We start from the raw sequence: 24,350 nt of genomic DNA, 5'->3' as shown, positions 1-24,350 counted from the left end.
GGCAACTCGCGCGTAATACCGGTCAGCCATTGTTATAGGTGTCTAACCTTTGGTTTTTATTGTCGTCAGGACGGCAACGTCGCTGAACTCCTGCCTCATATGAGCATCAGTAGCGCAACGAGTTTTATCTGATTGTGGCCCGGCAATCCAGAGCCCTGACAACGCGATGGGGCGGGATTATGCCGGGGATCGTCCGGTTTGGCTAAAGTCATGACTGACAGGACTAATTATTGATGAGTACAGGGAGCACGCACGCCATGCAAACAGAGCGTTATGACCACAGCCGGGGCAGTCGTTACAAATTGTCACTGGCGTTGATGATGCTGCTGACGACCCTGTTGTCCGGCTGCGGGATCAACAACATTCCGACCTACGACGAGCAGGTCAAGGCCGCCTGGGCACAGGTGCAGAACCAGTATCAACGCCGCGCCGACCTGATCCCCAACCTGGTGGAAACGGTGAAGGGCTACGCCAAACAAGAGCAGGACACCCTGACCGCAGTCATCGAAGCGCGGGCCAAGGCGACGTCGATTCAGGTAGACGCCAGCACCCTGAACGATCCGGCCAAACTCAAGCAGTTCCAGGACGCGCAAGGTCAGCTGACCGGCGCATTGAGCCGCTTGATGGTGGTTTCGGAGCGCTATCCGGACCTCAAATCCAACCAGAACTTCCTGGCGCTGCAATCTCAGCTTGAAGGCACGGAAAACCGCATTGCGGTGGCCCGTCGCGATTTCATCACGGCGGTCGAGCGTTACAACACCGAGATCCGCACCTTCCCGGGCCGTCTGTGGCATACGGTGATGTACAGCGATCTGCCGGTGCGTCCGAACTTCGAAGCCACCGCCGCTGACGCTGACAAAGCGCCGCAAGTGAAGTTCTGATGGGACGCGCGCGCCGGGGAGTGCTGGTCGCGTTACTGGCGATGTCGGTGGGTATGTTTGCCCAATGGGCTCAAGCCGACCTCACGTTTCCGCCGCTGACCGGGCGCGTTGTCGACGCCGCCGGGATGATCGACGGCCCGAGCAAAGAGCATCTCGAACAGATGCTGCGCGCGCACGAAGAACTGACCACCGAGCAAGTGGTGGTGGTCACGTTGCCTGACTTACAGGGCTCAAGCATTGAGGACTACGGCTATCAGCTGGGTCGTCACTGGGGCATCGGGCAGAAGGGCAAAGACAACGGCGCCTTGTTGGTGGTCGCCCGCGACGAGCGCAAGGTGCGCATCGAAGTGGGTTACGGCCTGGAAGATCGTCTGACGGATGCGCAGTCCTCGGTGATCATCAATCAGATCATCACGCCGGCGTTCCGGCAGGGCGATTTCGTTGGTGGCATCAGCAAAGGTGCCGAGGCGATGGTTCAGGTGCTCGGCGGCGATCCCCTCGCCGAGCCGGCAGTCGGCGCCACTGGCAGTGCTGCGGCGCGTGAGGATCAAGGCGTCGACTGGAAAGTGACCTTGCTGTTTCTGGTGCTGTTCGTGGTCATCAGTTACATCAGCGCACGGTCCGGGCGGGGCCGGTCCATCGGCTCCGGGGGCGGTGGCTTTGGCGGCTTCGGTTCTGGCGGCTCAGGCGGCTTCGGTTCCGGAGGGTCGGGCTCCGGCGGTATGCGCGGTGGCGGTGGTGGATTTGGCGGGGGCGGTGCCTCCGGTGGCTGGTAGTCGTTCGCTCAGGAAGGGTTTGCTTGCATGACATTGCTCAATAAAGACGAACAGCAGCGGGTTGCCCACGCCATTGAAACCGTCGAGCGTCAGACCGACGCAGAACTGGTGACGGTGCTGGCGACCAGCGCTGATGACTACACCTACGTGCCGCTCATCTGGGCCGGGGTCGTCGCGTTATTGGTGCCGGGGTTGATCAACCTGCTGACCGGCTGGCTCAGTGCCAATCACCTGCTGCTGGTGCAGGTTGTCACCTTCATCGTGGTAGCGCTGGTGTGCCGCTTGCCGGGCATCACCACGCGGCTGGTGCCTATTCGCGTGCGGCATTGGCGGGCGGGTAATCTCGCCCGTCGGCAGTTTCTCGAACAGAATCTTCATGCCACCGCCAATGGCACCGGCGTGCTGATTTTCGTCAGCGAGGCCGAGCGTTATGTCGAGATCATCGTCGACGACGGTATCGCGCGACGTGTGGACAACGAAGTCTGGCGCGCGATGGTCGAGACCTTTACCTGGCAGGTGAAGGACGGCCGGATTCTGGAAGGTTTCGTAGGGTGCATTCGTTCGTGCGGCGACGTGCTGAGCGAGCAGGTGCCCGTGACCCAGGCGCGCAACGAGCTGCCAAACCGGTTGGTGGTGTTGGAGTAGGGCCTCACGGCTGCCGACACGATCGTTCCCGCGCCCCGCGTGGGAATGCGTCTTCCGATGCTCCGCGTCATTTAATTGCACCTACTGCTTACGACCCGCCTAAAATAGCGCCTCGCATTTCTGCTCCCGAGGCGCTTTCCGATGTCCGTTACCGCACCCGCCACCGTTCCTGCGCAGGACCACCGCGCTCAGTTCCTGAGTCTGCTGGACACCTGCCTGACGCAAAATTCGCTGATCAAACTGGTGCTGGCCAAGTACGTCGGAAGTGAAGCGGAGTTGCAGCGGGTCATCATCAAGCCCGTCACGGTCAAGGATCAGCCTTGCCTGTCCTTCGTCTATCGCTACAAGACCCGCGACATCACCAAAAATCACCCCCTCGCCGAAGCGCAGACGCTGATCGCCAGCCTGCTGCCCGAGTCCTTCAAGAACGCTCATCTGCTGTCGCTCACCGATGAAGTGCAGCTGGAGTTCAGCAAGAAGGGCAAGAGCACGCTGTTCCGCAACAAGGCCCAGCAGGAACGCGAAGCCCCGACGGCCGAGCATGACCGCGAAAAGAAACGCTACCTGGAACTCAGCCGGCCGTTCCTGACCGACCTGGGCGTGACCAACAAGCAGCACGAGCTGATCCCGGCCATGTCGCGCAAGTGGAAGCAGATCAACAAGTTCATCGAGGTGTTCTCCCACGCCCTGGCGACGTCGCCGATCAAGCTGGACAAGCCGGTGACGGTCGCAGATTTCGGCTCGGGGAAGGGTTATCTGACCTTCGCCATCCACGATTACCTGCGCAACACCTTGCAGGCCGAAGGCAACGTCACCGGCGTCGAGTTGCGCGAAGACATGGTCACGCTGTGCAACAACGCCGCCGCGCAGCTGGAGCATCCGGGTCTGGTGTTCAAATGCGGTGACGTGCGTTCGGTGGCGCCCAGCGAACTGGACGTGATGATTGCCTTGCACGCCTGCGACATCGCCACCGATTACGCCATCCACACCGGCATCCGCTCGGGCGCCTCGATCATCATGTGCTCGCCGTGCTGCCACAAACAGATCCGCCTGCAGATCCAGAGCCCGACGCTGCTCAAGCCAATGCTGCAATACGGTTTGCACATGGGCCAGCAGGCCGAGATGGTCACCGATGCTTTGCGCGCGTTGCTGCTGGAGGCCTGCGGTTATGAAACCAAGGTCTTCGAGTTCATCTCGCTGGAGCACACCAACAAGAACAAGATGATTCTGGCGGTCAAGCGCGCCACCCCGGCGGACCCTGCTGAATTGCTGGCAAAGATCCAGGAGCTGAAAGTGTTCTACGGTATTCAGGAACAGTGCCTGGAGCGCTTGCTCCAGGCCGACGGTCTGCTCGGCTAAACGCGAGCGGCAGCAACCGGCTTGGGTGCAATCACCGCCGTTTTGCGCCCGATGGCCAGTGTGACCACGACACCGGCGGCGAAGATCCAGGTCGTCGGATCAATGTGCTCACCGAAAAACAGCGCCGAAAAGGCCATGGTGAAGAACAGCTGCACCAGCTGAATCTGGCTGACCCGCGCGATGCCGCCCATGGCCAGCCCGGCGTACCAGGCGAAGAATCCGATGAATTGCGAGAACAGCGACACGTACCCGAAGGCCCACCAGGTGCCGGGAGAAATCGGGCCCTGGTGCTGCCACGCCAGATAGCTGACGGGCACGATCAATACCGGGATCGAAATGACCAGCGCCCAGCAGATGACCTGCCAGCCCCCCATCTCCTTGGCCAGACGGCCACCTTCGGCATAACCCAGCCCGCCGATCGCCACTGCGGCGACCATCAGCACATCACCGGCCTGAAGATTGCCGGCGCCGCTGATCAGCGCGTAACCCAGCACCAGAACGCTGCCCATGGCCGCGCAGGCCCAGAAGGCTTTCGACGGTCGTTCATGGGAAAGCCATGCGGCGTAGATGGCGACCAGCAGCGGTTGCAGGCCATTGACCAGTGCGCCGTGGGAGGCCGGCAGGGTTTTCATGGCCCAGGCCGAGAGCACCGGGAACCCGACGATCACTCCCAACGCCACGACCATGAGCGCCTTGAACTGCGCGCGGGTCGGCAATTTTTCTCTGCGCCAGAGCAGCAACGCCGCCGCCGGCACCGCCGCAAACAAGGCGCGGCCCAGCCCGTTGAGCAAGGGATGGATTTCCTGCACCACGATGCGGGTCATGGGCAGCGTCAGACTGAAGATCACCACGCCGATCAGTCCGAGGACCATGCCGGTGTTTTCACGAGAGGACATAGAAGGTCTTGCCTTGTTCTTGTGGGTGCGAAACGCGAGCTCATTCAGCCACAGAAGCGGAGTGGCGGCCTTTTACAGCTGCGTGCGGAATCGTCCGTACACTTCACCCGTTAATCCTCCGGCGCTCAAACCGGCCTCTTCCCGGCTGAAGCCGGTCCTACATTTGAATTGCGCGCATTCAGCGGGATTGGCGACGGCCGTATTTGTAGGACCGGCTTCAGCCGGGAAGAGACTGCACCCAGTGGGACGGGCTTTAGCCGGGAAGGGGGCGAGGGCGGAAATGCCGTTTTCGAGGATTTTGCGGCTGCGGACTGAATCGCTCTAAATGTTGGTGCAGAAGTTGAATGCAATGTTGCTGCAACAGTTAGAAGGTCAAATTGATGCCGTCGAATTCAGCCAGGAGAACCATCGTGTCGGTTATCGGAAAATGGGCGTTGCAGGGTGTCGTGGTATTCCTTTTCGCATGGCTGGCGACGGTGGCCGCTCAATGGTCGGGCAGCGTCGTGCACACGACGAGCAGCGACCGACTCGCCGCCCTCAGCAGCATGCGCCTGACCACCGAATCGGTCGCCACCAGCGTCAGCAAACACAATCAGAGTGGGGCAGTGGTGGTGGGGGCGTTGTCGGAAGGTAACGAGTAAAGGGCAGCGGCTGGGAAGATTCGAAGCGGTGAGCGACTGGAGACCGGACCTCGCAGGGTCCGGTTTTTGTTTTTGTCAGCAGAGTTTGTCCTGGGGAAAAATTTCTCTAGTATCCCGCCATGGCTACCGTACATAACAATCGCAACTGGAAGATCAAAATCTGTCCGGACGACCATGCCCCGCCCCATTTCCATTTCCATGTCCAGACGCCTGACGGGGAGTCACTCGCGCAGATTGACGGTTTAAGGGTCTTAGGCAGGGGCGCTGAGGGGAAGGCGCTGAAAGAAGCGCTGCAAAGGGCCAGGAATCATACCCGGGACTTGTGGCGTATCTGGTATGAGCAGAATCGGAGGACTTGAGACATGACCAGCAAATTACGCATCGTCGCTGCGCAACCTGTCGCGAACAGCCGCTCGTTGATCCTCGACTGGAACAACGGCAAGCGTCATACCGTTGATTTATCCGCCTACATCGACCAATTTGAAGCGCTGGTGCCGCTGAAGGATGAAACGCTGTTCAGTCAGGTGACTGTGGGTGATTGGGGATTCGACGTGTCGTGGGGGAATGATATCGAGCTGTCTGCGTCGACGCTTCACCGGCTCGCGCTGAAGCTGGCCGGTGAAGTCATGCCGACGCGGGACTTCAAACAGTGGATGGCAAAGAACAACCTTTCGCTCTCGGCAGCGGCCATCGAGCTGGGCTTTACGCGTCGAACCATTACTGTTTACAGCAGCGGTGCTGCACTTATCCCCAAGCACGTGGCATTGGCCTGTCGGGGTTGGGAATATGAGCACTCGCCGCGCTAACCCTCAGCTCTTCTTCAACTCCAGCGCTTCCTTCAATCGCGCCACCGGCACCGCCAGTGTCGGATCGCCCAGCGGGTGGGTGGTGGCGTTGAAGAATGTCAGCTCGATGTTCTGCCCTTCAAACAGTTCGCTGTAGCGGCGTTTCTGGTGCTGGATGAAGGCGTCACTGCGCGGCAGCACCGAGATGGCGATGGATTTGGGGCGGGCCTGGAGAATGGCGTTCAGGATGTGTCGATCCTGCTTGCCCAGCGAGTGGCCGAAGACGCACAGCGCGCCCTGATGCTGCGCCAGTTGGGCGTGGCAAAACGACAGATAGTCCGAACCGCGGATGATCTTCATCTTGTCGTCACTGCGGCCTTCGCAGACAAACAGCGGCACATCCTCCAGCGCATTGATCGCGAAGCTGCCCAACAGGGTGCTTTCCGAGGACATCAACTTGCGCGCCGTACCGTCGAAATTCTTCACCAGGTGCATGCCGCCGTGCAGATACAAGACGCGGGTGGCGTGGCTGTCGGTGCGGTGCAGGTTGAACATCGCATCGTCGTCGAACAGATCATCGAATGGCTGCGCGCCATGCATCGCCGCCCAGTACGCCAGCAGGTCGTAGTTGGTGGAATACACCGTCTGGTAGCGGCTCAGGGCGTCGCTGATCCTGGCGATGGTGGCCGCTTCCATCAGCCGCCACGGAATATGCGCCGAGCGGATGCCGTGAATCAGGGCTTCCTTGATCGCGAAATAGCGATTGCGTGGCGATGACGAACCAATCGTCAGCGCCGCATTGACCCGCATGGCGACTTTCAAGCCGCTGAGCACCGGCTCGAAATTTTCCGTTTCCATGGATTTGAACAGCGCCAGCTCGGTGGCGCTCAGGGGTTTGTTGCGCGTGGTCTGCGCCAGCTCGAACAGCGAGTCATAGGCGAAGTTCTTCCATACGGCAAGACTGGCGCCGTTGCCCAGCAGCAGTCCCGAGCAGGGAGCGGCGGCTTGCAGGGTGTTCCAGTCGGCCAGTTCGGCATCAAAATCCGTGAATTCCATCATCTCGCTTCGCTTTCAGGTGAGCAGGTACTGACCGGACGCCAGAACGGAGGGGACTTATAGAAACCCAGGTCGGCGTTGTCAACGCGGCATGTCGGCTTCGAGCATTCTTGGCAGGGCACCGCTGGTCTCGGTAACGTCTATAGAGTGAATGGCGGGTGTAAGGTTTTATCCGACAACCCACAACACTCTCTTGAATGAGGGGAGATCGCCATGCATACCGCAATGCTCAGCAAGACGCATTTCAACGGCTACGATGTGATCAACGTGAACAACGGTCCTTGGCGGGTCTGCACCCATCACGACCAACTAGGCTCGTTCTCCACTCGCGAAGAAGCCATGGCGTTCGCGGCTTCCCTGCCGGCTTATCAAGAGCGGACGGCGTTGGCGCCTGCGACTAAATCGCACTAATAACGCTATTTATCGCTAGTTGAGCTCTGGCTTTGCCGGAGCTCAATCAGGCGGATGGCAACTCGTGAACTGCACTATCCGTTCGCGAAGTTTCATGCAGGCTGCACGATTCCGTATTTCACGTCTTTTGCTAACTGTCTGATTCGTTGCGCTTTTTGATACTCCGCTTTTTCGGCACGCTCGATGCAATACTCATCACGAACCAGCAGGGTCGGCACTTAGATCGACCCGCCTACCGTGATCTAGAGGAAATCTATATGAACGCCATCGAACTGTTGAAAGCCGACCATGAACGCGTAAAGGCCATCTTGACCCAACTGAGTGAGTCCACTGAGCGCGGTGTTAAAAAGCGCACGGACTTGCTGGCCAAGCTGGAAATGGAAATCACCATCCACACCAAGATCGAAGAAGAAATTCTTTATCCGGCTTTCAAAGAGGCGGGCGGTAAAGAGCAGGACATCATGTACTACGAAGCCAAGGAAGAGCACCGCACTGTCGATGCCCTTGTGCTGCCGGACCTCAAGCAAACTGACCCTGCCACCCCGGAGTTCTCCGGTCGTGTGAAAGTGGTCAAAGAGCTGCTGGAGCACCACATCGAGGAAGAAGAGGAAGAGATGTTCCCGCAAGCTGAAAAGTTGCTGGGCAAGAAGAAGCTGGAAGAGCTTGGTGCGCAGATGGAAGCGATGAAGGCTGAATACAAAAAGCCACTGTCGTCGCCGAGCCTTGCGGCGTAAGCGTTGACGGCACGAACAAGCCCGGAATTTCCGGGCTTTTTTGTGGGTGACTGGTTGTGCCTATAGGCCGGGTGGAGATTTGTTCAGCATCCTGGTTCCGCTCAAGCCTGCTGCAGCACTTTCAATGGGGCGGATGGGCAACCGACCTGTTCCCGGCTGAAGCCGGTCCTACATTTGATTGCGTGCGTTCAGCGGTACTGGCGGCGAGCCCATTGTAGGACTGGCTTTAGCCAGGAAGGGGGCAGGCGGCGCACTGCAAAACTGATAGCGACCACACATGCATCTTCCCGGCTAAAGCCGGTCCCACATTTGAATTGCGTGCATTCAGTGGGACAGGCGGCGGACTCCATTGTGGGACCGGCTTTAGCCGGGAAAGCGTCATCCGACACGCTGCAGAACTGACGACGAACCCACTTGCCTCTTCCCGGCTAACGTCAGTCCCACAAAAAAAGCGCCCGCTTTGTATACCCGTGTATCCAGACCCCTTGCCGATACGTGCTGACTGAAAGCTCCCCCCTCAGCGACACACTGCAGATACGTGCAGCGCATTCAATGATTCACAACGAAGGGCGGGGCCAGGCTTTGGCTATCCCGGTCAAGCCGCCGACCATGAATGCACATTGAGGGAGCACCCCATGAACAGAATCAACGCGTCATTGCTGCTAAGCGTTTTTACGGCGGGCGCCCTGGCGCTGGGCGTTGCCAGTGCGGCGCAGGCTGCCCCGGTGAAGAACATCGTGTTGGTCCACGGCGCCTTTGTGAACGGCTCGGGCTGGAAGCCGGTCTACGAGATCCTGCGCAAGGACGGGTACCACGTCTCGATCGCTGAACACCCACTGACGTCGTTCGCCGATGACGTGACGGCGGTCAAGCGCATCGTTGACCAGCAGGATGGCCCGACGATTCTGGTCGGTCACAGTTATGGCGGCGCGATCATCACGGACGTCGGCAATGACGCGCACGTCGTAGGCTTGGTGTACATCGCCGCTCACGCGCTGGATCAGGGTGAAACCGAAGCGCAGAACGGCAAATTATTTCCTAACGCCACCAAGGCGGTGAAGCAAACCGCTGACGGTTTCCTGTCCCTTGCCCCGGCGTTCTACCCGGCGGATTTCGCGGCTGACCTGCCCAAGGCTCAGGCTGAGTTCGAAGCCATTTCCCAAGAGCCGACCGCTGCGTCGGTATTCACCACGCCCGCTGGGGTGCCTGCGTGGAAAACCAAACCTAGCTGGTACGCAGTGGCCGGGGCGGACCGGATCATCAACCCGGACCTTGAACGCATGTACGCCAAGCGGGCCAACAGCCACACCATCGAGATCAAAGGCGCCAGTCACTCGGTGTACCAGTCCCGTCCGCAGGAAGTGGCCGCGTTGATCGAACAGGCAGCCACTCACGCGGCGGAGTGATGTGTCGCCTTCATAACTGACCCCTAACCCCAGGATCGTCAACGATTGCTCTGGGAATCAAGCGACTTCGACAACGTCCGAGCCGCTTATCAGATGCGACGGCATCGGCTGCAATTGCCCCACCATGGGCTTGGCAAACAGGTAGCCCTGCATCAGTTCGACGCCCAGGCCCAGCAAGGCGTCGCGCTCTTCGCAGGTCTCGATGCCTTCGGCGACCACGGTGATACCCAGACGCTTCGAAACCAGCACAATCCCTTCAACAATCGCCTGACGTACACCGTCCCGGTCGATATCACGGGTGAGCGCCATGTCGATTTTCAGCACCTGTGGCTGAAACATCGCCAGCATGTTGAGGCCGGAATATCCTGATCCGAAGTCATCTATAGCGGTGGTGAAACCTTGCCGCGCGTACTCTTCAAAAATCGACTTGAGATGGTTCGGGTCTTCGACGCGCTCGCCTTCGGTGACCTCGAACATAAGCCGATCCACCGGGAAGTCGAACGTCCGAGACGCTTCAAGGGTTGCGCGAATGCAGGTTTCCGCCCGATACACCGCTTTGGGCAGGAAGTTGATACTCAGCTTGCAGTCTGGAATCGCGGGAAGGCCCAACTGGGTAGCGAGCTCGATGGCCCGCACTCGGCATGCCTGATCGAAACGGTATCGGTTGCCGTCGTTGACCTGGCCCAGGATAAACGCGGCGGACTCGCCGTTGACACCCCTTACCAGCGCCTCGTAAGCGAAGGGCGCGCCCGTGGTGACGTTGAAAATAGGCTGAAAAGCCATGGTGAAGTCGAATCCCAGCCCTTCAAGGTTTCGGCATTCAGCGCAGCCAATGGATTCGAAGGTTGCCAGGGGAATGTGTTGCATGATCGTCACTGCCTTGAGATTTGGTCGGTCGATCTGTGGATTTCGAGCGACTGGTTTCTCTGTATCGGCAGCGTCGGTGAAAACTTTGCTGCGGATTTTCAGCAGGGGATCAGCGGTAGCGAAGTCGATGCGTGAGAGGGGGCGGCCTGTCTCGGGCTTTTAGAAGGCGAGGGCAAGAGGCGAGGTTGATTCTGAGAGAAGGAGGGCTGAAAGGCCCGGAAACACTGGGGGAGATGGAGCGGGTAGAGGGAATCGAACCCTCAACTAAAGCTTGGGAAGCTTTCGTTTTACCACTAAACTATACCCGCTTTTAAATCGACGCCTTTGGCGCGGCTGACTTTGTACCAGATGCTGCGTGTTAATTGAAGCGTTATATGCCGCACCGACCAAATGCCACCTCGTCGACCCCTGATTCGCCGTCCAATGGCACTCATCAGGCTCTGCAGCAAACCCTTCCTTCCCCGGCTGCTGTCCTATCATTTCCCATTCCAATCACACCGCAAACGCCTGTTGCAACTGCCCCGTTCTGTAATGAACGCGGCGGGGTTCAGGCGCGGGCGTCAGAAACCCATGCAGTGCATTTTTCGATGCCAGGCATGCCGCCTTGTTCTCCATGTCCAGAAAGTGCCCGGCATCCTGAAGGGTGCTGAAGTGGCAATCGCGGATGTAGTGAGCGAAGTGCCGGGCGTCGGCAGCCGAGGTGTATTCGTCCCACGCGCCGTTCATGAACAGCACCGGCACATTGATGCGCTTCGCCGCTTTCATCTGAGGATGATTGCTCGGGTCCAACACATGATCGATGTGGTGGTGCATCTGCGCGTACTCATGCAAATCCAGAGAGCTGACGTGCTTGTGGTTGTAGCGTTTGAACAGCGAGGGCAGGTGTTTGCCCAGGGTGCTGTTGAGCAACTCCCCGACCCCGTGACGATTGTAAGTGCCGAAGAATTGCCGGCCGCGCTCGAGATAGTCGCGCAGCGGGTCGCTGATGACGGGAGAGAACGAGCTGATGACTGCCTTTTCGATTCGCTTGGGCCGGTGCGCCAGAGCGACCAGTGCCGCCGCGCCGCCCCATGAGAACGACATCAGGAGTTCGGCGTTGAAATGGTCGATCAGCTCCAGAAGCAGCTGGCCTTCAATCTCTTTGGTGAGCGGCCGTTCATGGGCATTGTGGGGTTTAGATTTACCGGCGTAGGGCGGGTCGTACAGCACGACGTTGAATTGCGGGTGAAGGTTGCGCACGGCCTGAGCGAAGGAGGTGGTCGTGGCAAGCGAGCCATTGACCAGAATGATGGTCTGCTCGGCGGCGTCTGCGCGGTACAGCTCCGTATACACCCGGAACTGGCCCTGTATATCCAGCACAGCGATTTCTGCTTTCATCTCCATGTCTCCTGACGAAAAAACGGGGTGCGCGCAGACACGTTGCACGGGTTTCGTGACAGGTAGGCAATAGGACTCAGGTTTCAGATCAACGCGATTTCATCGGCACTCAGCGTTCTGTACTGTCCGGGCTTCAGCGTGGGGTCGAGCATCAAGGGGCCCATGCTTTCGCGGTGCAGCCGGGTCACCTTGTTGTCGAAGTGGCCGAACATGCGCTTGACCTGATGGTAACGCCCTTCGACGATGCTCAACCGGGCGCGATGACTGGCAAGAATCGTCAGCGCGGCGGGCTGTGTCGTCAGGTCCTCGAACGCGAAATAAAACCCTTCAGCGAATTTCTCGATGTAATGCGCGCCGATTTCGTCTTCGGTCTCGACGTAATAGACCTTCGCCAATTTGGTGGTTGGCTGCGTCAGGCGTCGCGACCACTGGCCATCGTTGGTGATCAGCATTAGCCCGGACGTGTTGAAATCCAGGCGGCCGGCGATGTGCAGATCGTCCTTGTCCGGTTCATCGAGCAGATCGAGCACGGTGGGGTGCTGCGGATCGACGGTCGCGCTGACGCAACCCTGGGGCTTGTTCAGCATGAAGTAGCGGGCGGGTTTGCCGAGCTGAAGGACTTGGTCATCGATCCGCACCTGACTGAATTCGCGCACCTCATGCAGCGGGTTTTTGACCGGCACCCCGTCGACCTGCACACGGCCTGCGATCAGCACCAGGCGCACGTCCTTGCGGCTGAAGCGCGGCAGGTTGCTGAGGAAACGGTCAAGACGCATCGCGGCTCGCCGCTTCAAGGCCGGCACATCGCGGGCAGAGGCATGCCAGTCCACGGACCTCTTCGGGCAGGGCTGCCAATACCGCCGGGTCGATCTCGGCGGTGAAACACCAGCAGGCCTGGTCCACTGTGCGCGGATCAGCCAAGGTGCAGCGGTTACCGGCGCCGCAAACCGGACAGATGCTCGTGTCGATGATGTGAGTGTCCATGTAGGGCGCCGCCTTTGAATGCCGCCAATGCTAGCGCGCCGCCCTGTCTTGCGCCATGAGCATGTGATCTCGGCCGATGCGCCTACGGGGTAATCGGCGATGGGCCCGGGGGGGCTACAAAAGAGGGGGAGCGCCCCAGCAATGATCCCACGGCAGGGCATCGGCAATGCACCAGCAGGATGTTGTCGTAATGAATTCCTTGCCGATGCAACGCCCCGAACAGGTCCTGCAGGGTCGGGTTGGTCATGCCGAACCGGTTGCGCACGGTCAGCACATCCATGGGCGTTTTCGGCAGTGGACTGGGCAGCGGCGGCTGATGACTGTTGCGCACGATCTGGCTGATGTCCCGATAACTCTCATAGTGCTCGCTCTGAAATTTCGCCAGGGTGTAGTTCTTGATGCGCCCCGGCAGCAAGGTGCCGGCCATCAGCGTGTCCCGCGCCAGCATGTCATGAAACGGCCCGACGCCCGGGCCGGGCAGCGTCTGTGTACTGTTCAGCATTGCGTAGGGCCGTACGGACTGGCTGGCAATCCGGTGCAGTATCGGGTCCACCAGTTCATGGCCGTGGGGCGCGAAGGTTCTGAGCTCCGTGCCGTTGGGGATTGCTGTCGTGCGTGTCCAGGGCAGGTAGTAGCCATGGCTGCTGACGACCAGCGTGCGGGCCTGGCTCCGGTGCGAGGTCCACAACAGAAACTTGCGCCCCAGTTTCCACACCTGAACCGCTGACGTACCGAATTCGGCGCTGCCCGCCACGCGCCATGTCTTCATCAGCGCAGTGCCATTGAAAAACGGCTTGATCAGCGTTTTGCGTGCATGGGTCGAGCGCCGCAGCCAGTCCCCGAAACGATGGGCAGGTGGAGCGGACTGGCCTCGCGTAAGCCCCTGTCCAAGCCCCCGCCCAAGCCCTCGGCTCAGGGCTTTAGTCGGCGCTGCCAGTTTGCGGAACGCCTGGAGCAGCCGTGGTGTGGCCGGCGCCATGTGTAACAGTCCCAGAGACAGAATGGCGAACATCACCTGGCGCCGCTCTTCCTGACGGTCGCCGGGGAGGTTGGCGGCCTGAATGCCGAGCGCGACACTTGCCGCGCTGGCTGTCAGCGCCGCAACCGAGGCCGCCGGCAGCAAGAGCGCCATCGGTGCCAGCAGCAGTTGCAGGCGATTGAGGTGTTGAAGCCAGCTGCCGAGTGCCTGCTCTCGGTCGGTGACGATGCGGTCCTCGGCGTCGTACTGGCTGTTAAGACGCAGGCCCTCACAGATGAAGCCCATGGGCGAGCCGGACAGTTTCTGCTCGTCCCATTGATGTTGCCGAGCGGCATGGGTGTCCGGGCTGTAAAGCGGCTCGGTCCAGGGACGCAGGATCGAAACCGGTTCGGCCGGCGCACGAACCCCGCCCCACAGCTCGAGGATATAACCAAGCCTGACGTGAAGACGGCGCGGCATGTAGCTGAGCACTGTCTCGCGCCAGGCAGGGTCGGCGGCGGCGGCAGTCAGATGGTCGATGAGCGCCTGACGACCGCTGAAAGGCACGAAGGGCCTGGACTGACCGGCTTGATAAAGCACGCCGCCTTCCTGGCCTGGAGCCCTGATCATCAGCAAGCCGACGCAAGGAGGGCAGTCGGCACCGAGTGGCAGGCCGTTGCCCACGTAAAAGCCCGCAGCGCTCCAGCGTATGAGTGCTGTCCCGAAAAGTGGCGTGTCCGGCAGATGCACCTGCTGAGCCTGCTCTACAGCATCGGTGACCCTGTGGAAGCTGTCCCTTGGAAGATCGCCGTTCTTCAGGGCCAGCAGCGCCTGGCCGATGAACGTCGACCAGAGTGAACGCTCGACGTCGGCGCGTTGCTGCTGCCAGAACCGGCCGAGTTGGTGCTGCATGAGCCCGAGAAAATCGATGCCCTGAATGTAGGCCTCGACGCTGGTTGCGCTGATATTAAGCTCCGCTTCCGCCGACCACGTCCCTTTGCCGCTGGGGTCGGCATACACGACCCAGCGCCCGCCTTCGTCATCGTACCCCTGAGGTTGAAGCGCCCTGAAACGGCTCAGCAGTGCCTGACTCAGCGTGACGGGCGTTTCATCTGGCGCAACGATGACGTTGGCCGCCGCGATTCGCGGGTGGCCCCAAGGCGTCCTCGACGTGCCGGGCAGGTAGCGGATGAACACCTGCTGCGGGTCTGTGATCAAAGTGTGCGTTTGATTCAACGGGACCGGTTTGAGCCGGGGAGACATCTGCCTGAGCCACTGGCCCATGAGCCGATTTGCAACCCCGAGGGGCGTCGGGATTCGCGCCAGCAATGGCTCATGGTGGTGCCAGTGATCGAGGGCGCTGACCAGGGCCAACGCTGGCTCGATGGGCATGAGCGCCGCGTGGTCGTCGTCGATGAGAGCGTCGGGCGATTCAACCGTGTCGCCGCCGGTCAGTCGCGCAGCCCAAAAGCGTTGCTGGGCAACACGCAGTTGAGCGAACACGTCGTCCGAAGGATCCCCCAGCGTGAGGGCCGTGCGCGTGCCGTCCAGGGAGAGATTGAGCCGATGCCAGGCCGAGGCGTTGATCGCCTCCAGCACCTTGTCCGCCTTCCAGGGCGCGTCATCGCTGATGTACTCATGGCAGTGGGGCGCGCTGTCCAGCACATGCACATAGCAATGCCCCGTGGTGTTGGATCGTACATGGAAGATACCGGGGATGATCTCGCCGTTCAGCGCCAACCCGCGCACGGTCGAGCGTGCCGGTGGCCTGATCGGCTGCAGGTCCTGAAGCTGTTGCGGAAAACGGCTGAGCCCCAGTGCATCGAGCGCCAGCAGATGGCCCTCGTTATCGATGCGCTTGCGCGAATGCAAGCGGGTCAGGCCATCGAGAAACGCCAGCCTGGCGAGCATCGCCCATGTGTCGCCGTGCTGCTCCCAGAACTGACGCTGCATCTGCTCATATTCCAGTGTCCATCGGGCTTCAATGAGCAGCTCGAAAAACACGGAGACGGTCAGCGAGGGCGTCGAGGCCGACAGCGGGCGATCAGCCTCGGCGCAGCGTTGAAGGGCGAGAAGTGCGAGCGGGTTCAGCGTCTCCCGGCCCAGCTCGCGTAGCGTCAGGCGCAGCTCGAAACGCTCCCGGCCGTCGACCTCCACGGCTGGCTCCAGCGCAGTGTCAAAACTGACGTGCAGCTCATCGATGTCGATTGCCGTGGCGAATCGGGCCTGCAGCGTTTCCTCCAGCCTCTGGTCCAGATGGCGGACGATTGAGTGCGGAAACGCCAGATCGAGTTGCCAGGCTTTAAGGACCCAGAATGATCCGTACAACAATTCGGCGACCGGGCTGACGGCCTGGCGCATCAAACGTTTGTGGTTGAGCGAGTGAGGTTCAGCGGGCGCGACGGCGGCGGTCTCCAGGGATTCAACCGGACTCAAAGGCTCGACGAACGGCGAAACGCTGAAATCCCCGCCATGGGGCAGGGTGTCGTTGGAAATGAGATCAAGGCCGCTCGCGGAATGAGCGCTGCTGCGGTCGTTCATGAAAAATCGCGCCACGTGGAAAGGTGCCCACTATGGCGCGATGCCGGGTTGCAATGGCGGTAACTATGTATTGCGTATGCCACCGCGTTTTATGCCTGTATGAAAGCCGCAAGCCGCAGCCGCAAGCCGCAAGCCGCAAGCCGCAAGCCGCAAGCCGCAAGCCGCAAGCCGCAACAGTGCCAGTCAGCCAACGTCCAGCACGACCACCCGTTGCCCAGCGCGGACCGCCGAGCCGGGTTGCACGCGGACGTCACTGACGACACCGGCATGGGGTGCCAGCAACGGGATCTCCATCTTCATCGACTCCAGAATCACCAGGGTTTCGCCCGCTTCGACGCGCTGACCGACGCTGACCTGCACTTGCCAGAGATTGCCGGCAATGTGGCTGTCGATACTGGTCTGCCCGTTTTGCAACGGGGCTTCTTCCGTGGATTCGGCCACCGCTTCGTCGCTTTCGAACGAGGCCTGGCCGTTGGCGATCCAGCGCTCGCGTTCGGCGTTGAACGCGCTTTGCTGCTGAGTGCGGAATGCCGCAATGCTCTGCGCTTCATCGGCCAGAAAGGCTTGGTACTCGGTCAGATTGAGCGTGCTGTGCTCGATCTGCAGCGGGTATCGACCGAGGGGGAAATCGCGGCGGATGGTCAGCAGCTCGTCGGCGCTGACCGGATAAAAACGGATCTGATCGAAAAACCGCAGCAGCCACGGTTTGCCATCGAACGCCGCCACGGCGCGATAACGGTTCCACATCTGCAACGTGCGGCCCACGAACTGATAACCGCCGGGACCTTCCATGCCGTAGACGCACATGTACGCGCCGCCGATGCCGACGGAGTTCTCGGCGGTCCAGGTCCGCGCCGGGTTGTATTTGGTGGTGACCAGCCGATGTCGGGGATCCAGTGGCGTGGCGACCGGCGCACCGAGGTAGACGTCGCCCAGCCCCATCACCAGGTAGCTGGCCTCGAAGACGGTGCGGTGCACTTCGTCGAGGTTTGGCAGGTCGTTGATGCGGCGGATGAATTCCAGGTTGCTCGGGCACCACGGCGCGTCCTTGCGCACGGTGGTCATGTACTTCTCGATGGCCAACTGACAGGCCGGGTCGTCCCACGACAACGGCAGATGAACGATGCGTGACGGCACCTCCAGATTCTTGCTGGCGCAGACCCCGTCCCACTCGCCGGCGACCACATCGAGCAGGGTATTCAACGGCAGTTGCTCGGGCTGGTAATGCACCTGTAGCGAACGAATGCCTGGCGTCAGGTCAATCACCCCGGTCAGCTGTTTGCTTTCCAGCGCCTGCATCAGCGCATGGCCCCGGAAGCGCAGCACCAGATCCAGCTCCGGCGCGCCGATCTCCAGCAACAGATGCGTGTCGCCGGAAAGGCGGGCGACCAGGCGGGTATCGTTTTCACCTATATCAAGAACGATGGGTGACTGTAGGAGCGCGCTTGCCCACGAATGCGATGGCCCAGCCGCCATAGACTCATGGGGTGTACCGACCTCTTCGCGAGCAAGCTCCTTCCCACACAGATCAGTGTTCAGTTTCAGCCAGCGGGCCGCGTCGACACTCACCGGATAAAACCGCACTTTGTCCCCGGCCTTGAGCTGCCCCAACTGCCACAGATCCGCCTCGATGATCGTCACCGGGCAGACAAAACCGCCCAGGCTCGGCCCGTCCGGCCCAAGAATCACCGGCATGTCCCCGGTGAAATCCACTGCGCCGATGGCATACGGATTGTCATGAATGTTCGACGGGTGCAGACCCGCTTCGCCGCCGTCGGCACGCACCCATTCCGGTTTCGGCCCGATCAGGCGCACGCCGGTACGGCTGGAGTTGAAATGCACTTCCCAATCGGTGGCGAAGAAGGTCTCGATGTAGCGCTCGGTGAAATATTCGGGAGCCGCGTGTGGGCCATAGATCACCCGGATATCTCGCACCTCCGGCAGCTCGGCGACTTGCGTCGGTTCAAGCCGTTCGCCTGCGCTGCGGTCAGACAACGGCGCAACATGTAGCACGTCCCCTGCACGCAACGCTCGCCCGCCATGCCCGCCAAACTGGCCCAGGGTGAACGTGCTCTTGCTGCCCAGATAACACGGCACGTCCAGCCCGCCCCGCACGCACAGATAACTGCGGGCACCGGCGCCCGAAATGGTCCCGAACGCTAAAGTCGATCCGGCAGGCACAAGCAACGATTGATTCATCGGCTGCGCGTCGCCATCCAGCGTCAGCGGAATGACCGCGCCCGTCACGGCGATGACCGCATCGGTATTGAAGCGCAGCGTCGGACCGCTCATGGTGATTTCCAGCGCGGCGCACCCTTCAGCGTTACCCACCAGAGCATTGCCCAGACGCAACGATCGGCTGTCCATCGGACCCGACGGCGACACGCCCACTGCCCAGTAACCCAGGCGCCCCGGGTAATCCTGAACGCTGGTCTGGGTGCCGCCGCTCAGGACCTCGAACGTGTCGGCGCGATAGGTCAGCCCCTCAAGGCACCGCGTCCACGGCTGGCCGCTGGCGAACGGCACGTCCGCGATGATCTGCCGCAAGTAGTCGCGGTTGGTCTCGATCCCGTACAGCCGCGTCTCGCTCAATGCCTGAGCCAGGCCGTCGCTGGCGGACGCTCTGTCCGGCGCCCAGCTGATGACCTTGGCGATCATCGGATCGAAAAACGGCGGAATCTCGCACCCGGCCTCGACCCACGTGTCGATGCGCAGGTGTTGGCCGTCGGCGGCGGGGAAGTGCACCGAGGTCAGCAAGCCCGGGCTGGGCTGGAAATCCCGGCCCGGGTCTTCGGCGTACAAACGCGCCTGAATCGCGTGGCCGACGGGCTGTAGACCCGCGCGCAATTCAACGAGCGGCGGCAGATCACCGGCCGCGAGCTGAATCATCCAGCTCACCAGGTCCACGCCCCAGACCTGCTCGGTCACGCCGTGCTCGACCTGCAATCGGGTGTTCACTTCCAGAAAATAAAAGCGCTGATCGTCGCTGTCGAAGACGAACTCCACGGTGCCGGCGCTGCGATAGTTCACCGCTTTCGCCAGCTTGATCGCCGCGGCGCACAGCTCATCGGCCATGCCGGCAGGGAGGTTCGGCGCAGGGGTTTCTTCGAGGACTTTCTGATTGCGACGCTGCACCGAGCAATCGCGCACGCCGAGGGCGATCACCTCGCCACAACCGTCGCCGAACACCTGCACTTCCAGATGGCGGGCACGCTGGATGTACTTCTCGATGAACACGCCGGCGTCGCTGAAGTTGTTCTGGCCCAGGCGCTTGACGGCCTCGAACGACTCGCTCAGTTCACTGGCGCTGCGGCACACCCGCATACCGATGCCGCCGCCGCCCGCCGTGCTTTTCAGCATCACTGGGTAGCCGATGGTTTCAGCAGCGCTCAATGCAGCGTCAACGCTGTCCAGCAGCTCGGTGCCTTCGAGCATCGGCACGCCGTGCTGTTTCGCGAGGGCGCGGGCGGTATGCTTGAGGCCGAAAACCCGCAGCTGCTCAGGCGTCGGGCCGACGAAGGCGATGCCGGCGTCTTCACAGGCCTGGGCGAAGGCCGCGTTCTCTGACAGGAAACCGTAACCCGGGTGAATCGCATTGGCGCCGGTGGATTGAGCGATGGCCAGAATCTTGTCCACGGCCAGGTACGTGCCAGCAGCACCACCGTCGCCCAGGCTGTGGGCTTCGTCGGCTTGCAGGATGTGCAGGCTGGCAGCGTCCGCTTCGGCGTACACCGCGACGCCCTCGACCTGCAGGTCGCGGAGGGTGCGCAGGATGCGGCAGGCAATGGCGCCGCGGTTGGCAATCAGCAGTTTGTCGAACATGGCATAGACCCCGGGGACTGATAGCGATCAGTCCCTCACTGGGTAGCGGGCCGTCCCGCTGTGGTACGCGTTGCACGAAGGCCGTCCCTCGCGCCGAAGCCTTGAGGCCTTTAAAACTGTGGTCAGCGATCAGTCCCAGACGAGCAGTTCCGCCGGGGTCGGGTTGTAGCCGTTGCACGGGTTGTTGAGCTGCGGGCAGTTGGAAATCAGCACGATCACGTCCATCTCGGCGCGCAGTTCGACGTACTTGCCGGCGCCGGAAATGCCGTCTTCGAAGGTCAGCCCGCCGTCCTCCGTGACCGGCACGTTCATGAAGAAGTTGATGTTCGGGCCGATGTCGCGCTTGCCCAGCCGACCGTCATGGATGCAGGCCCGCAGGTAGCTGTCGCGGCAGCTGTGCATGTGCTTTTTTTCCAGCGCGTAACGCACGGTATTGCTCTCCTGGGCGCAGGCGCCGCCGAGGGTATCGTGGCGTCCGCAGGTGTCTTCGACGATGGTCAGCATCGGCTTGCCCAGGTTCGAATAAAGGACGCTGCCTTTGCTCAGGTAAACGTTGTTCTGCCGGCGCAGCGTCCGTTGCACGTCGTAGCGTTCGCGGGGGTTGGCGAGGCTGTAGAACAGCGTGTCGACCGCCTGATTGCCTTCGAGATCGAGCAGGCGCAGGGTTTGCCCGGCCTTGAGTTCGGTCAGTGATGGCTCGCCGGCCGGGATGTGGGTGATGGAAACGGGGGCGTTCGTGTGGTGATGAGAGTGTGCAGTGCTCATGGCAAGTCTCCTCAGGCGAACAGGCGATCGGTATTGATGAAGCCACGCACGTTTTCTTCGCGGGACGTGCGGCAGTGTTCGGCGACGCTGGGGTCGGCCTTCATCCAGCTCAGCTGGACGGGTTGCGGCGCATATTCGGGGTTGGGGTCCATCGGGTGTTGCAGGGCGGTCATGACCACCAGCGTGTCCATCGGCGCGTACAACTCGATGCTGTCCCCCGCTCTGGAATTGCTCGGCACGAAGGCCAGCGCGCCGTGATCGTCGACGTTGACCCGGCTGAACAGGTTCAGCGTCATCAACAGGTCGGAAAGCCCCAGGCCCCACTTGCCCATTTCCACCAGCAGGTTGTCGGCGCCGTTGCGGAAGAAGCCGTTGCGCAGTTCCTGATAGCGGCCCTGGCCGTATTTCTCGCTGACCTCTTCGGCGCACAGCACGCCGCCGATGCTGTCGCTCCAGCCGCAGGTGTCGGCGGTGATCGCCGCCAGCACGCGGCCCATGTCCGAATACAGGCAATGGCCCGCCGTGAGCTTGGCGGTGTGCTGGCACTTGAGGCTGTCGGGCAGGTTCAGGCGCTCGGTTTTTTCATGGGCGTTGAACATCGTCAGGCTGACGTTGGCGTTGCCGTTCAGGTCAGTCAGCCGCAGCAGTTCGCCGCGTTTGAGCACGAACGACAGGTGGCCGCCGCCGGGCAGCAGCTCTTCGGCGAAGACGGGAAACAGTGTGGTTGAGTCAGTCATGGGCAATGTCCTTCAAGCCGTTTTCAGCGAATCGAGCGCCACCCGGGCGGCGCGACGATCGCTGTTCAGGGGAATGTCGTAAGTGATGCGCGCGCCATAGGCGCCGGGGGCGTGGGGGTCGATGCGCACCTTGTCGAACACCAGCAGGCGGGTGCCGAGGTTGAAGCCTTCGGACAGGTCGTGGGTGACCATGAACACCGTCAGCTTGGTCACGCGCCACAGCTCCAGCAGCAGCGCGTGCATGTCCTTGCGGATGCCGGGATCGAGGGCGCCGAAAGGCTCGTCGAGCAGCAGCACCCGAGGCTTCATGATCAGCGCCTGGGCGATGGCCAGACGCTGCTGCATGCCGCCCGACAATTGCGTCGGGTACTTGTCCAGCGCGTGATCGAGGCCGACCTTGTGCAACAGCGCCGCCGCCTGGTCGCGGGCGTCGCGCTTGGCGGTACCGAACAGCCGCCCGAGCAACGCCGAGCGCGGCAATTCAAGGCCCAGCGCGACGTTGTCCAGCACCGACAAGTGCGGGAACACCGAATAGCGCTGAAACACCACGCCACGGGTCGAATCCGGTTCCTTCGCCAGCGGTTGGCCATCCAGCAGGATCGTGCCTTTGCTGGCGACTTCCTGGCCCAGCAGCAGGCGCAGGAACGTCGATTTACCGCAGCCCGACGCGCCCACCAGCGTGCAGAACTCGCCTTCGGCGATGCTCAGGTTCAGGCCTTCGAGCACCACCTGATCGCCGTATTGCTGCCAGACGTTTTTGACCGAAATGAAGCTCATGGGCGCGCGCCCTCGTACCACGGGAATGCCTTGCGTGTGAGCGCTTTCAGGCCCCAGTCCATCAGCCAGGCGAGGAGGGTGATCCACACCACGTAGGGCAGAATCATGTCCATCGCCAGATAGCGCCGCACCAGAAAGATCCGGTAACCCAGACCGTCCGTGGAGGCGATGGCTTCGGCCGCGATCAGAAACAGCCACGCCGACCCCAGCACCAGCCGCAGCGAGATCAACAGGCGCGGCAGCAACTGCGGCAGTACCACCCGCAGGATCAGCGTCCAGGTCGAGGCTCCCAGGGTCTGCGCCTTGATCAGCAGTTCGACCGGAATCTCCCGGGCGCGCTGCTCCAGATCACGGGCCAGCACCGGCGTGATGCCGATGACGATGAGCATCACCTTCGACAGCTCGCCCAGACCGAAGACGATGAACAGGATCGGCAGAATCGCCAGCGGCGGCACCATCGAGAGCACGGTCAGTAACGGCGACAGCGGCGCGCTGAATAACGGCAGCACGCCCGACGCAATGCCCAGGCACAACCCGACAATGGCGCTGATCGCCAGGCCGATCGCGAGGCGCTGCAGACTGGCGCCGGTGTCCTGCCAGAGGATGTATTCGCCGGTGCGTTGATCGGGCACGAACGCCACCCGTTTGATCGCATCGGTCATCTGCACGGCGCTGGGCAGCAGCTTGTCGTTGGGGTTTTCCGTCAGCCGCGTCGCCGAGCCCGTGAAATAGGCGAACAGCAACAGGGCGAACGGCAGGAGCACCAGGATCAATCGACTGGCGCGATCCGGGCGGCGGTTTATCAAACGCATGGCAAAGACCCTTGGTTTTTACAACGTGCCGTCGGCAGCCATCTGCACGTAGCTCGGGTCGAAGTGCAGCTTGAGGTTGGCCTTGTCGCCTTCGGTCACGCCGCCTGCGAAGGTCATGCCGACCGCGCTGGCGTCTCTGGCGCCTTCGCCAAGCAAACCGTGTTCGAAGGAGAAGTCAGCGACCCTGCGCATGGTCGCCGGCAGTTGCTTGCTGGTGGCGAATTCCAGCGCTTCCTTGGGCGTGGCGAACAGCTTGGTGGTGTCCAGTTGCGACTGGAACCCGGCCAGATCGGTGCCCGACGCCTGGGCCATGTGCTCCAGTGCGGCTTTCGATTCGGCGGATTTGGCGTTCATCAGCGCCACCACTTCAAACCACGCGCCGGTCAGGGCTTTGCCCAGTGCCGGGTTGTCTTTCAGGGTCTGGGTGTTGACCACCATCATGTCCATGATCTCGCCAGGGATCTTGCTGGAGTCGAACACTTCGGTGACGCCGGGCTTGGCCTTGATCTCCGAAAGCATCGGGTTCCAGGTGGTGACGGCCTTGACCTCGCTGGTATTGAAAGCGGCGGCGATGTCGGCGTCGGAGGTGTTGACGACTTTGAGGTCTTTCTCGGTCAGGTCCACCGAATCCAGCGCGCGGGCGAGGAGGTAGTGGGACACCGACAGCTCGACCAGATTGACGTCCATGCCCTTGAGGTCGGTGACTTTCTTGCCGTCGCCCTTGATGACGATGCCGTCGTTGCCGTTGGAGAAGTCGCTGACCACCAGCGCCGTGCTTTCAACGCCACCGGCGGCGGGAATGGTGAGGGCGTCCATGTTGGTCATGGTGCAGCCATCGAACTGGCCGGCGGTGTACTGGTTGATGGATTCGACGTAGTCGTTGAGCTGGGTGACTTTGATGTGGATGCCGTACTTCTTGGCCCACTTGTCGACGATGCCTTGAGTCCCTGCGTATTCCCATGGCATCCAGCCGGCGTAAATGGTCCAGCAGACGTCGAAATCTTTTTTCGGGGCGGCGGTGGCCGAGAGGCTCAATGCTGCGAAGACGCCTGCGGTGAGCAGACTGAACAGACGGGACTTTTGCATGGGTGTCTCCAGTAGCGAAAAGGGACGGTCAGGA

Annotated in this window: 25 protein-coding genes and 1 tRNA gene; 11 read left to right on the top strand and 15 right to left on the bottom strand. The window is 61.4% G+C overall.

Annotated features, from left to right (window positions below; translation table 11 throughout):
• The first annotated feature begins 257 nt into the window (after positions 1 to 257).
• The 4 genes from QWI18_RS05985 to QWI18_RS05970 all read left to right on the top strand — a co-directional run bounded on the left by QWI18_RS05985 (position 258) and on the right by QWI18_RS05970 (position 3,661).
• Positions 258 to 881 carry a LemA family protein gene (locus tag QWI18_RS05985; protein WP_065992317.1) on the top strand — a complete coding sequence of 208 codons (624 nt, stop codon included), beginning with the start codon at positions 258 to 260 and terminating at the stop codon, positions 879 to 881.
• Entirely contained in the window at positions 881 to 1,657 is a 777-nt protein-coding gene (locus tag QWI18_RS05980) for a YgcG family protein (RefSeq protein WP_369318413.1), read from the top strand. Before QWI18_RS05985 ends, QWI18_RS05980 begins: the two co-directional genes overlap by 1 nt.
• 27 nt (positions 1,658 to 1,684) lie before the next feature.
• A complete protein-coding gene (locus QWI18_RS05975; RefSeq protein WP_369318412.1) occupies positions 1,685 to 2,302 on the top strand; it encodes a TPM domain-containing protein in 618 nt (205 codons plus the stop codon).
• 141 nt (positions 2,303 to 2,443) lie between these two features.
• The gene (locus tag QWI18_RS05970) at positions 2,444 to 3,661 is read left to right on the top strand and encodes an SAM-dependent methyltransferase (RefSeq protein ID WP_369318411.1); all 1,218 of its coding nucleotides are present in this window, start codon (positions 2,444 to 2,446) and stop codon (positions 3,659 to 3,661) included.
• Here the strand turns inward: QWI18_RS05970 and QWI18_RS05965 are convergent.
• Entirely contained in the window at positions 3,658 to 4,557 is a 900-nt protein-coding gene (locus QWI18_RS05965; protein ID WP_369318410.1) for a DMT family transporter, read from the bottom strand. The two genes, QWI18_RS05970 and QWI18_RS05965, sit on opposite strands and share 4 nt — an antisense overlap.
• A gap of 410 nt (positions 4,558 to 4,967) precedes the next feature.
• Here QWI18_RS05965 and QWI18_RS05960 point away from each other — a divergent pair, with 410 nt between their 5' ends.
• From QWI18_RS05960 to QWI18_RS05950, 3 genes are all read left to right on the top strand, one after another.
• Positions 4,968 to 5,198, top strand: coding sequence for a hypothetical protein (locus tag QWI18_RS05960; RefSeq protein ID WP_369318409.1), 231 nt, complete (start codon positions 4,968 to 4,970; stop codon positions 5,196 to 5,198).
• Between the two features lie 119 nt (positions 5,199 to 5,317).
• Entirely contained in the window at positions 5,318 to 5,557 is a 240-nt protein-coding gene (locus QWI18_RS05955) for a DUF4160 domain-containing protein (RefSeq protein ID WP_369318408.1), read from the top strand.
• A 3-nt stretch (positions 5,558 to 5,560) separates the two neighbouring features.
• Complete coding sequence (locus QWI18_RS05950; RefSeq protein WP_369318407.1) at positions 5,561 to 6,004, top strand: DUF2442 domain-containing protein; 444 nt, start codon at positions 5,561 to 5,563, stop codon at positions 6,002 to 6,004.
• Between the two features lie 3 nt (positions 6,005 to 6,007).
• Here the strand turns inward: QWI18_RS05950 and QWI18_RS05945 are convergent, their stop codons facing one another.
• Positions 6,008 to 7,039 (bottom strand): DUF4917 family protein, encoded by a 1,032-nt coding sequence (locus tag QWI18_RS05945; protein WP_369318559.1) that lies wholly within the window; start codon positions 7,037 to 7,039, stop codon positions 6,008 to 6,010.
• 213 nt (positions 7,040 to 7,252) lie between these two features.
• On the opposite strand from QWI18_RS05945, the gene QWI18_RS05940 reads away from it, so the two are divergent.
• On the top strand, positions 7,253 to 7,450 hold the full coding sequence (locus QWI18_RS05940) for an SPOR domain-containing protein (protein WP_369318406.1): 198 nt from the start codon (positions 7,253 to 7,255) through the stop codon (positions 7,448 to 7,450).
• Between the two features lie 92 nt (positions 7,451 to 7,542).
• Here the strand turns inward: QWI18_RS05940 and QWI18_RS05935 are convergent, their stop codons facing one another.
• Complete coding sequence (locus QWI18_RS05935; RefSeq protein ID WP_274605157.1) at positions 7,543 to 7,668, bottom strand: hypothetical protein; 126 nt, start codon at positions 7,666 to 7,668, stop codon at positions 7,543 to 7,545.
• A 39-nt stretch (positions 7,669 to 7,707) separates the two neighbouring features.
• Here QWI18_RS05935 and QWI18_RS05930 point away from each other — a divergent pair, with 39 nt between their 5' ends.
• Positions 7,708 to 8,184 carry a hemerythrin domain-containing protein gene (locus tag QWI18_RS05930; protein WP_369318405.1) on the top strand — a complete coding sequence of 159 codons (477 nt, stop codon included), beginning with the start codon at positions 7,708 to 7,710 and terminating at the stop codon, positions 8,182 to 8,184.
• 635 nt (positions 8,185 to 8,819) lie between these two features.
• Positions 8,820 to 9,590, top strand: coding sequence for an alpha/beta fold hydrolase (locus QWI18_RS05925; RefSeq protein ID WP_369318404.1), 771 nt, complete (start codon positions 8,820 to 8,822; stop codon positions 9,588 to 9,590).
• A gap of 57 nt (positions 9,591 to 9,647) precedes the next feature.
• Here QWI18_RS05925 and QWI18_RS05920 read toward each other — a convergent pair whose 3' ends face one another.
• On the bottom strand, positions 9,648 to 10,457 hold the full coding sequence (locus tag QWI18_RS05920) for an EAL domain-containing protein (protein WP_192135253.1): 810 nt from the start codon (positions 10,455 to 10,457) through the stop codon (positions 9,648 to 9,650).
• On the opposite strand from QWI18_RS05920, the gene QWI18_RS05915 reads away from it, so the two are divergent.
• Entirely contained in the window at positions 10,452 to 10,592 is a 141-nt protein-coding gene (locus QWI18_RS05915; protein WP_167355829.1) for a hypothetical protein, read from the top strand. The two genes, QWI18_RS05920 and QWI18_RS05915, sit on opposite strands and share 6 nt — an antisense overlap.
• A gap of 99 nt (positions 10,593 to 10,691) precedes the next feature.
• Here the strand turns inward: QWI18_RS05915 and QWI18_RS05910 are convergent.
• The 11 genes from QWI18_RS05910 to QWI18_RS05860 all read right to left on the bottom strand — a co-directional run bounded on the left by QWI18_RS05910 (position 10,692) and on the right by QWI18_RS05860 (position 24,316).
• A tRNA-Gly gene (locus QWI18_RS05910) sits at positions 10,692 to 10,765 on the bottom strand.
• Between the two features lie 184 nt (positions 10,766 to 10,949).
• Complete coding sequence (locus QWI18_RS05905; protein WP_369318403.1) at positions 10,950 to 11,834, bottom strand: alpha/beta fold hydrolase; 885 nt, start codon at positions 11,832 to 11,834, stop codon at positions 10,950 to 10,952.
• A gap of 83 nt (positions 11,835 to 11,917) precedes the next feature.
• Entirely contained in the window at positions 11,918 to 12,610 is a 693-nt protein-coding gene (locus QWI18_RS05900; RefSeq protein ID WP_192135249.1) for a pseudouridine synthase, read from the bottom strand.
• Positions 12,600 to 12,818 carry a cysteine-rich CWC family protein gene (locus tag QWI18_RS05895; protein WP_108122281.1) on the bottom strand — a complete coding sequence of 73 codons (219 nt, stop codon included), beginning with the start codon at positions 12,816 to 12,818 and terminating at the stop codon, positions 12,600 to 12,602. Before QWI18_RS05895 ends, QWI18_RS05900 begins: the two co-directional genes overlap by 11 nt.
• Before the next feature lie 82 nt (positions 12,819 to 12,900).
• Positions 12,901 to 16,317: a DUF6543 domain-containing protein gene (locus QWI18_RS05890; RefSeq protein ID WP_369318402.1), complete on the bottom strand. Its 3,417-nt coding sequence runs from the start codon at positions 16,315 to 16,317 to the stop codon at positions 12,901 to 12,903.
• 183 nt (positions 16,318 to 16,500) lie between these two features.
• Positions 16,501 to 20,139: an urea carboxylase gene (gene uca, locus QWI18_RS05885; RefSeq protein WP_369318401.1), complete on the bottom strand. Its 3,639-nt coding sequence runs from the start codon at positions 20,137 to 20,139 to the stop codon at positions 16,501 to 16,503.
• Between the two features lie 129 nt (positions 20,140 to 20,268).
• On the bottom strand, positions 20,269 to 20,904 hold the full coding sequence (locus QWI18_RS05880; protein ID WP_369318400.1) for an urea amidolyase associated protein UAAP2: 636 nt from the start codon (positions 20,902 to 20,904) through the stop codon (positions 20,269 to 20,271).
• 11 nt (positions 20,905 to 20,915) lie between these two features.
• Complete coding sequence (locus tag QWI18_RS05875) at positions 20,916 to 21,641, bottom strand: urea amidolyase associated protein UAAP1 (RefSeq protein ID WP_369318399.1); 726 nt, start codon at positions 21,639 to 21,641, stop codon at positions 20,916 to 20,918.
• 12 nt (positions 21,642 to 21,653) lie between these two features.
• On the bottom strand, positions 21,654 to 22,418 hold the full coding sequence (locus QWI18_RS05870; protein ID WP_296313878.1) for an ABC transporter ATP-binding protein: 765 nt from the start codon (positions 22,416 to 22,418) through the stop codon (positions 21,654 to 21,656).
• Entirely contained in the window at positions 22,415 to 23,230 is an 816-nt protein-coding gene (locus tag QWI18_RS05865; protein WP_065992408.1) for an ABC transporter permease, read from the bottom strand. Before QWI18_RS05865 ends, QWI18_RS05870 begins: the two co-directional genes overlap by 4 nt.
• Positions 23,231 to 23,248: 18 nt before the next feature.
• Positions 23,249 to 24,316 carry a putative urea ABC transporter substrate-binding protein gene (locus QWI18_RS05860; RefSeq protein WP_192135238.1) on the bottom strand — a complete coding sequence of 356 codons (1,068 nt, stop codon included), beginning with the start codon at positions 24,314 to 24,316 and terminating at the stop codon, positions 23,249 to 23,251.
• Between the last annotated feature and the right edge of the window lie 34 nt (positions 24,317 to 24,350).

Origin of the sequence: Pseudomonas sp. W2Oct36 (assembly GCF_041060465.1) — a bacterium.
Lineage (GTDB): Bacteria > Pseudomonadota > Gammaproteobacteria > Pseudomonadales > Pseudomonadaceae > Aquipseudomonas > Aquipseudomonas graminis_B.
Note: the sequence above shows the minus strand (reverse complement) of the source record. Positions and strands in the feature narration are given on the sequence as shown.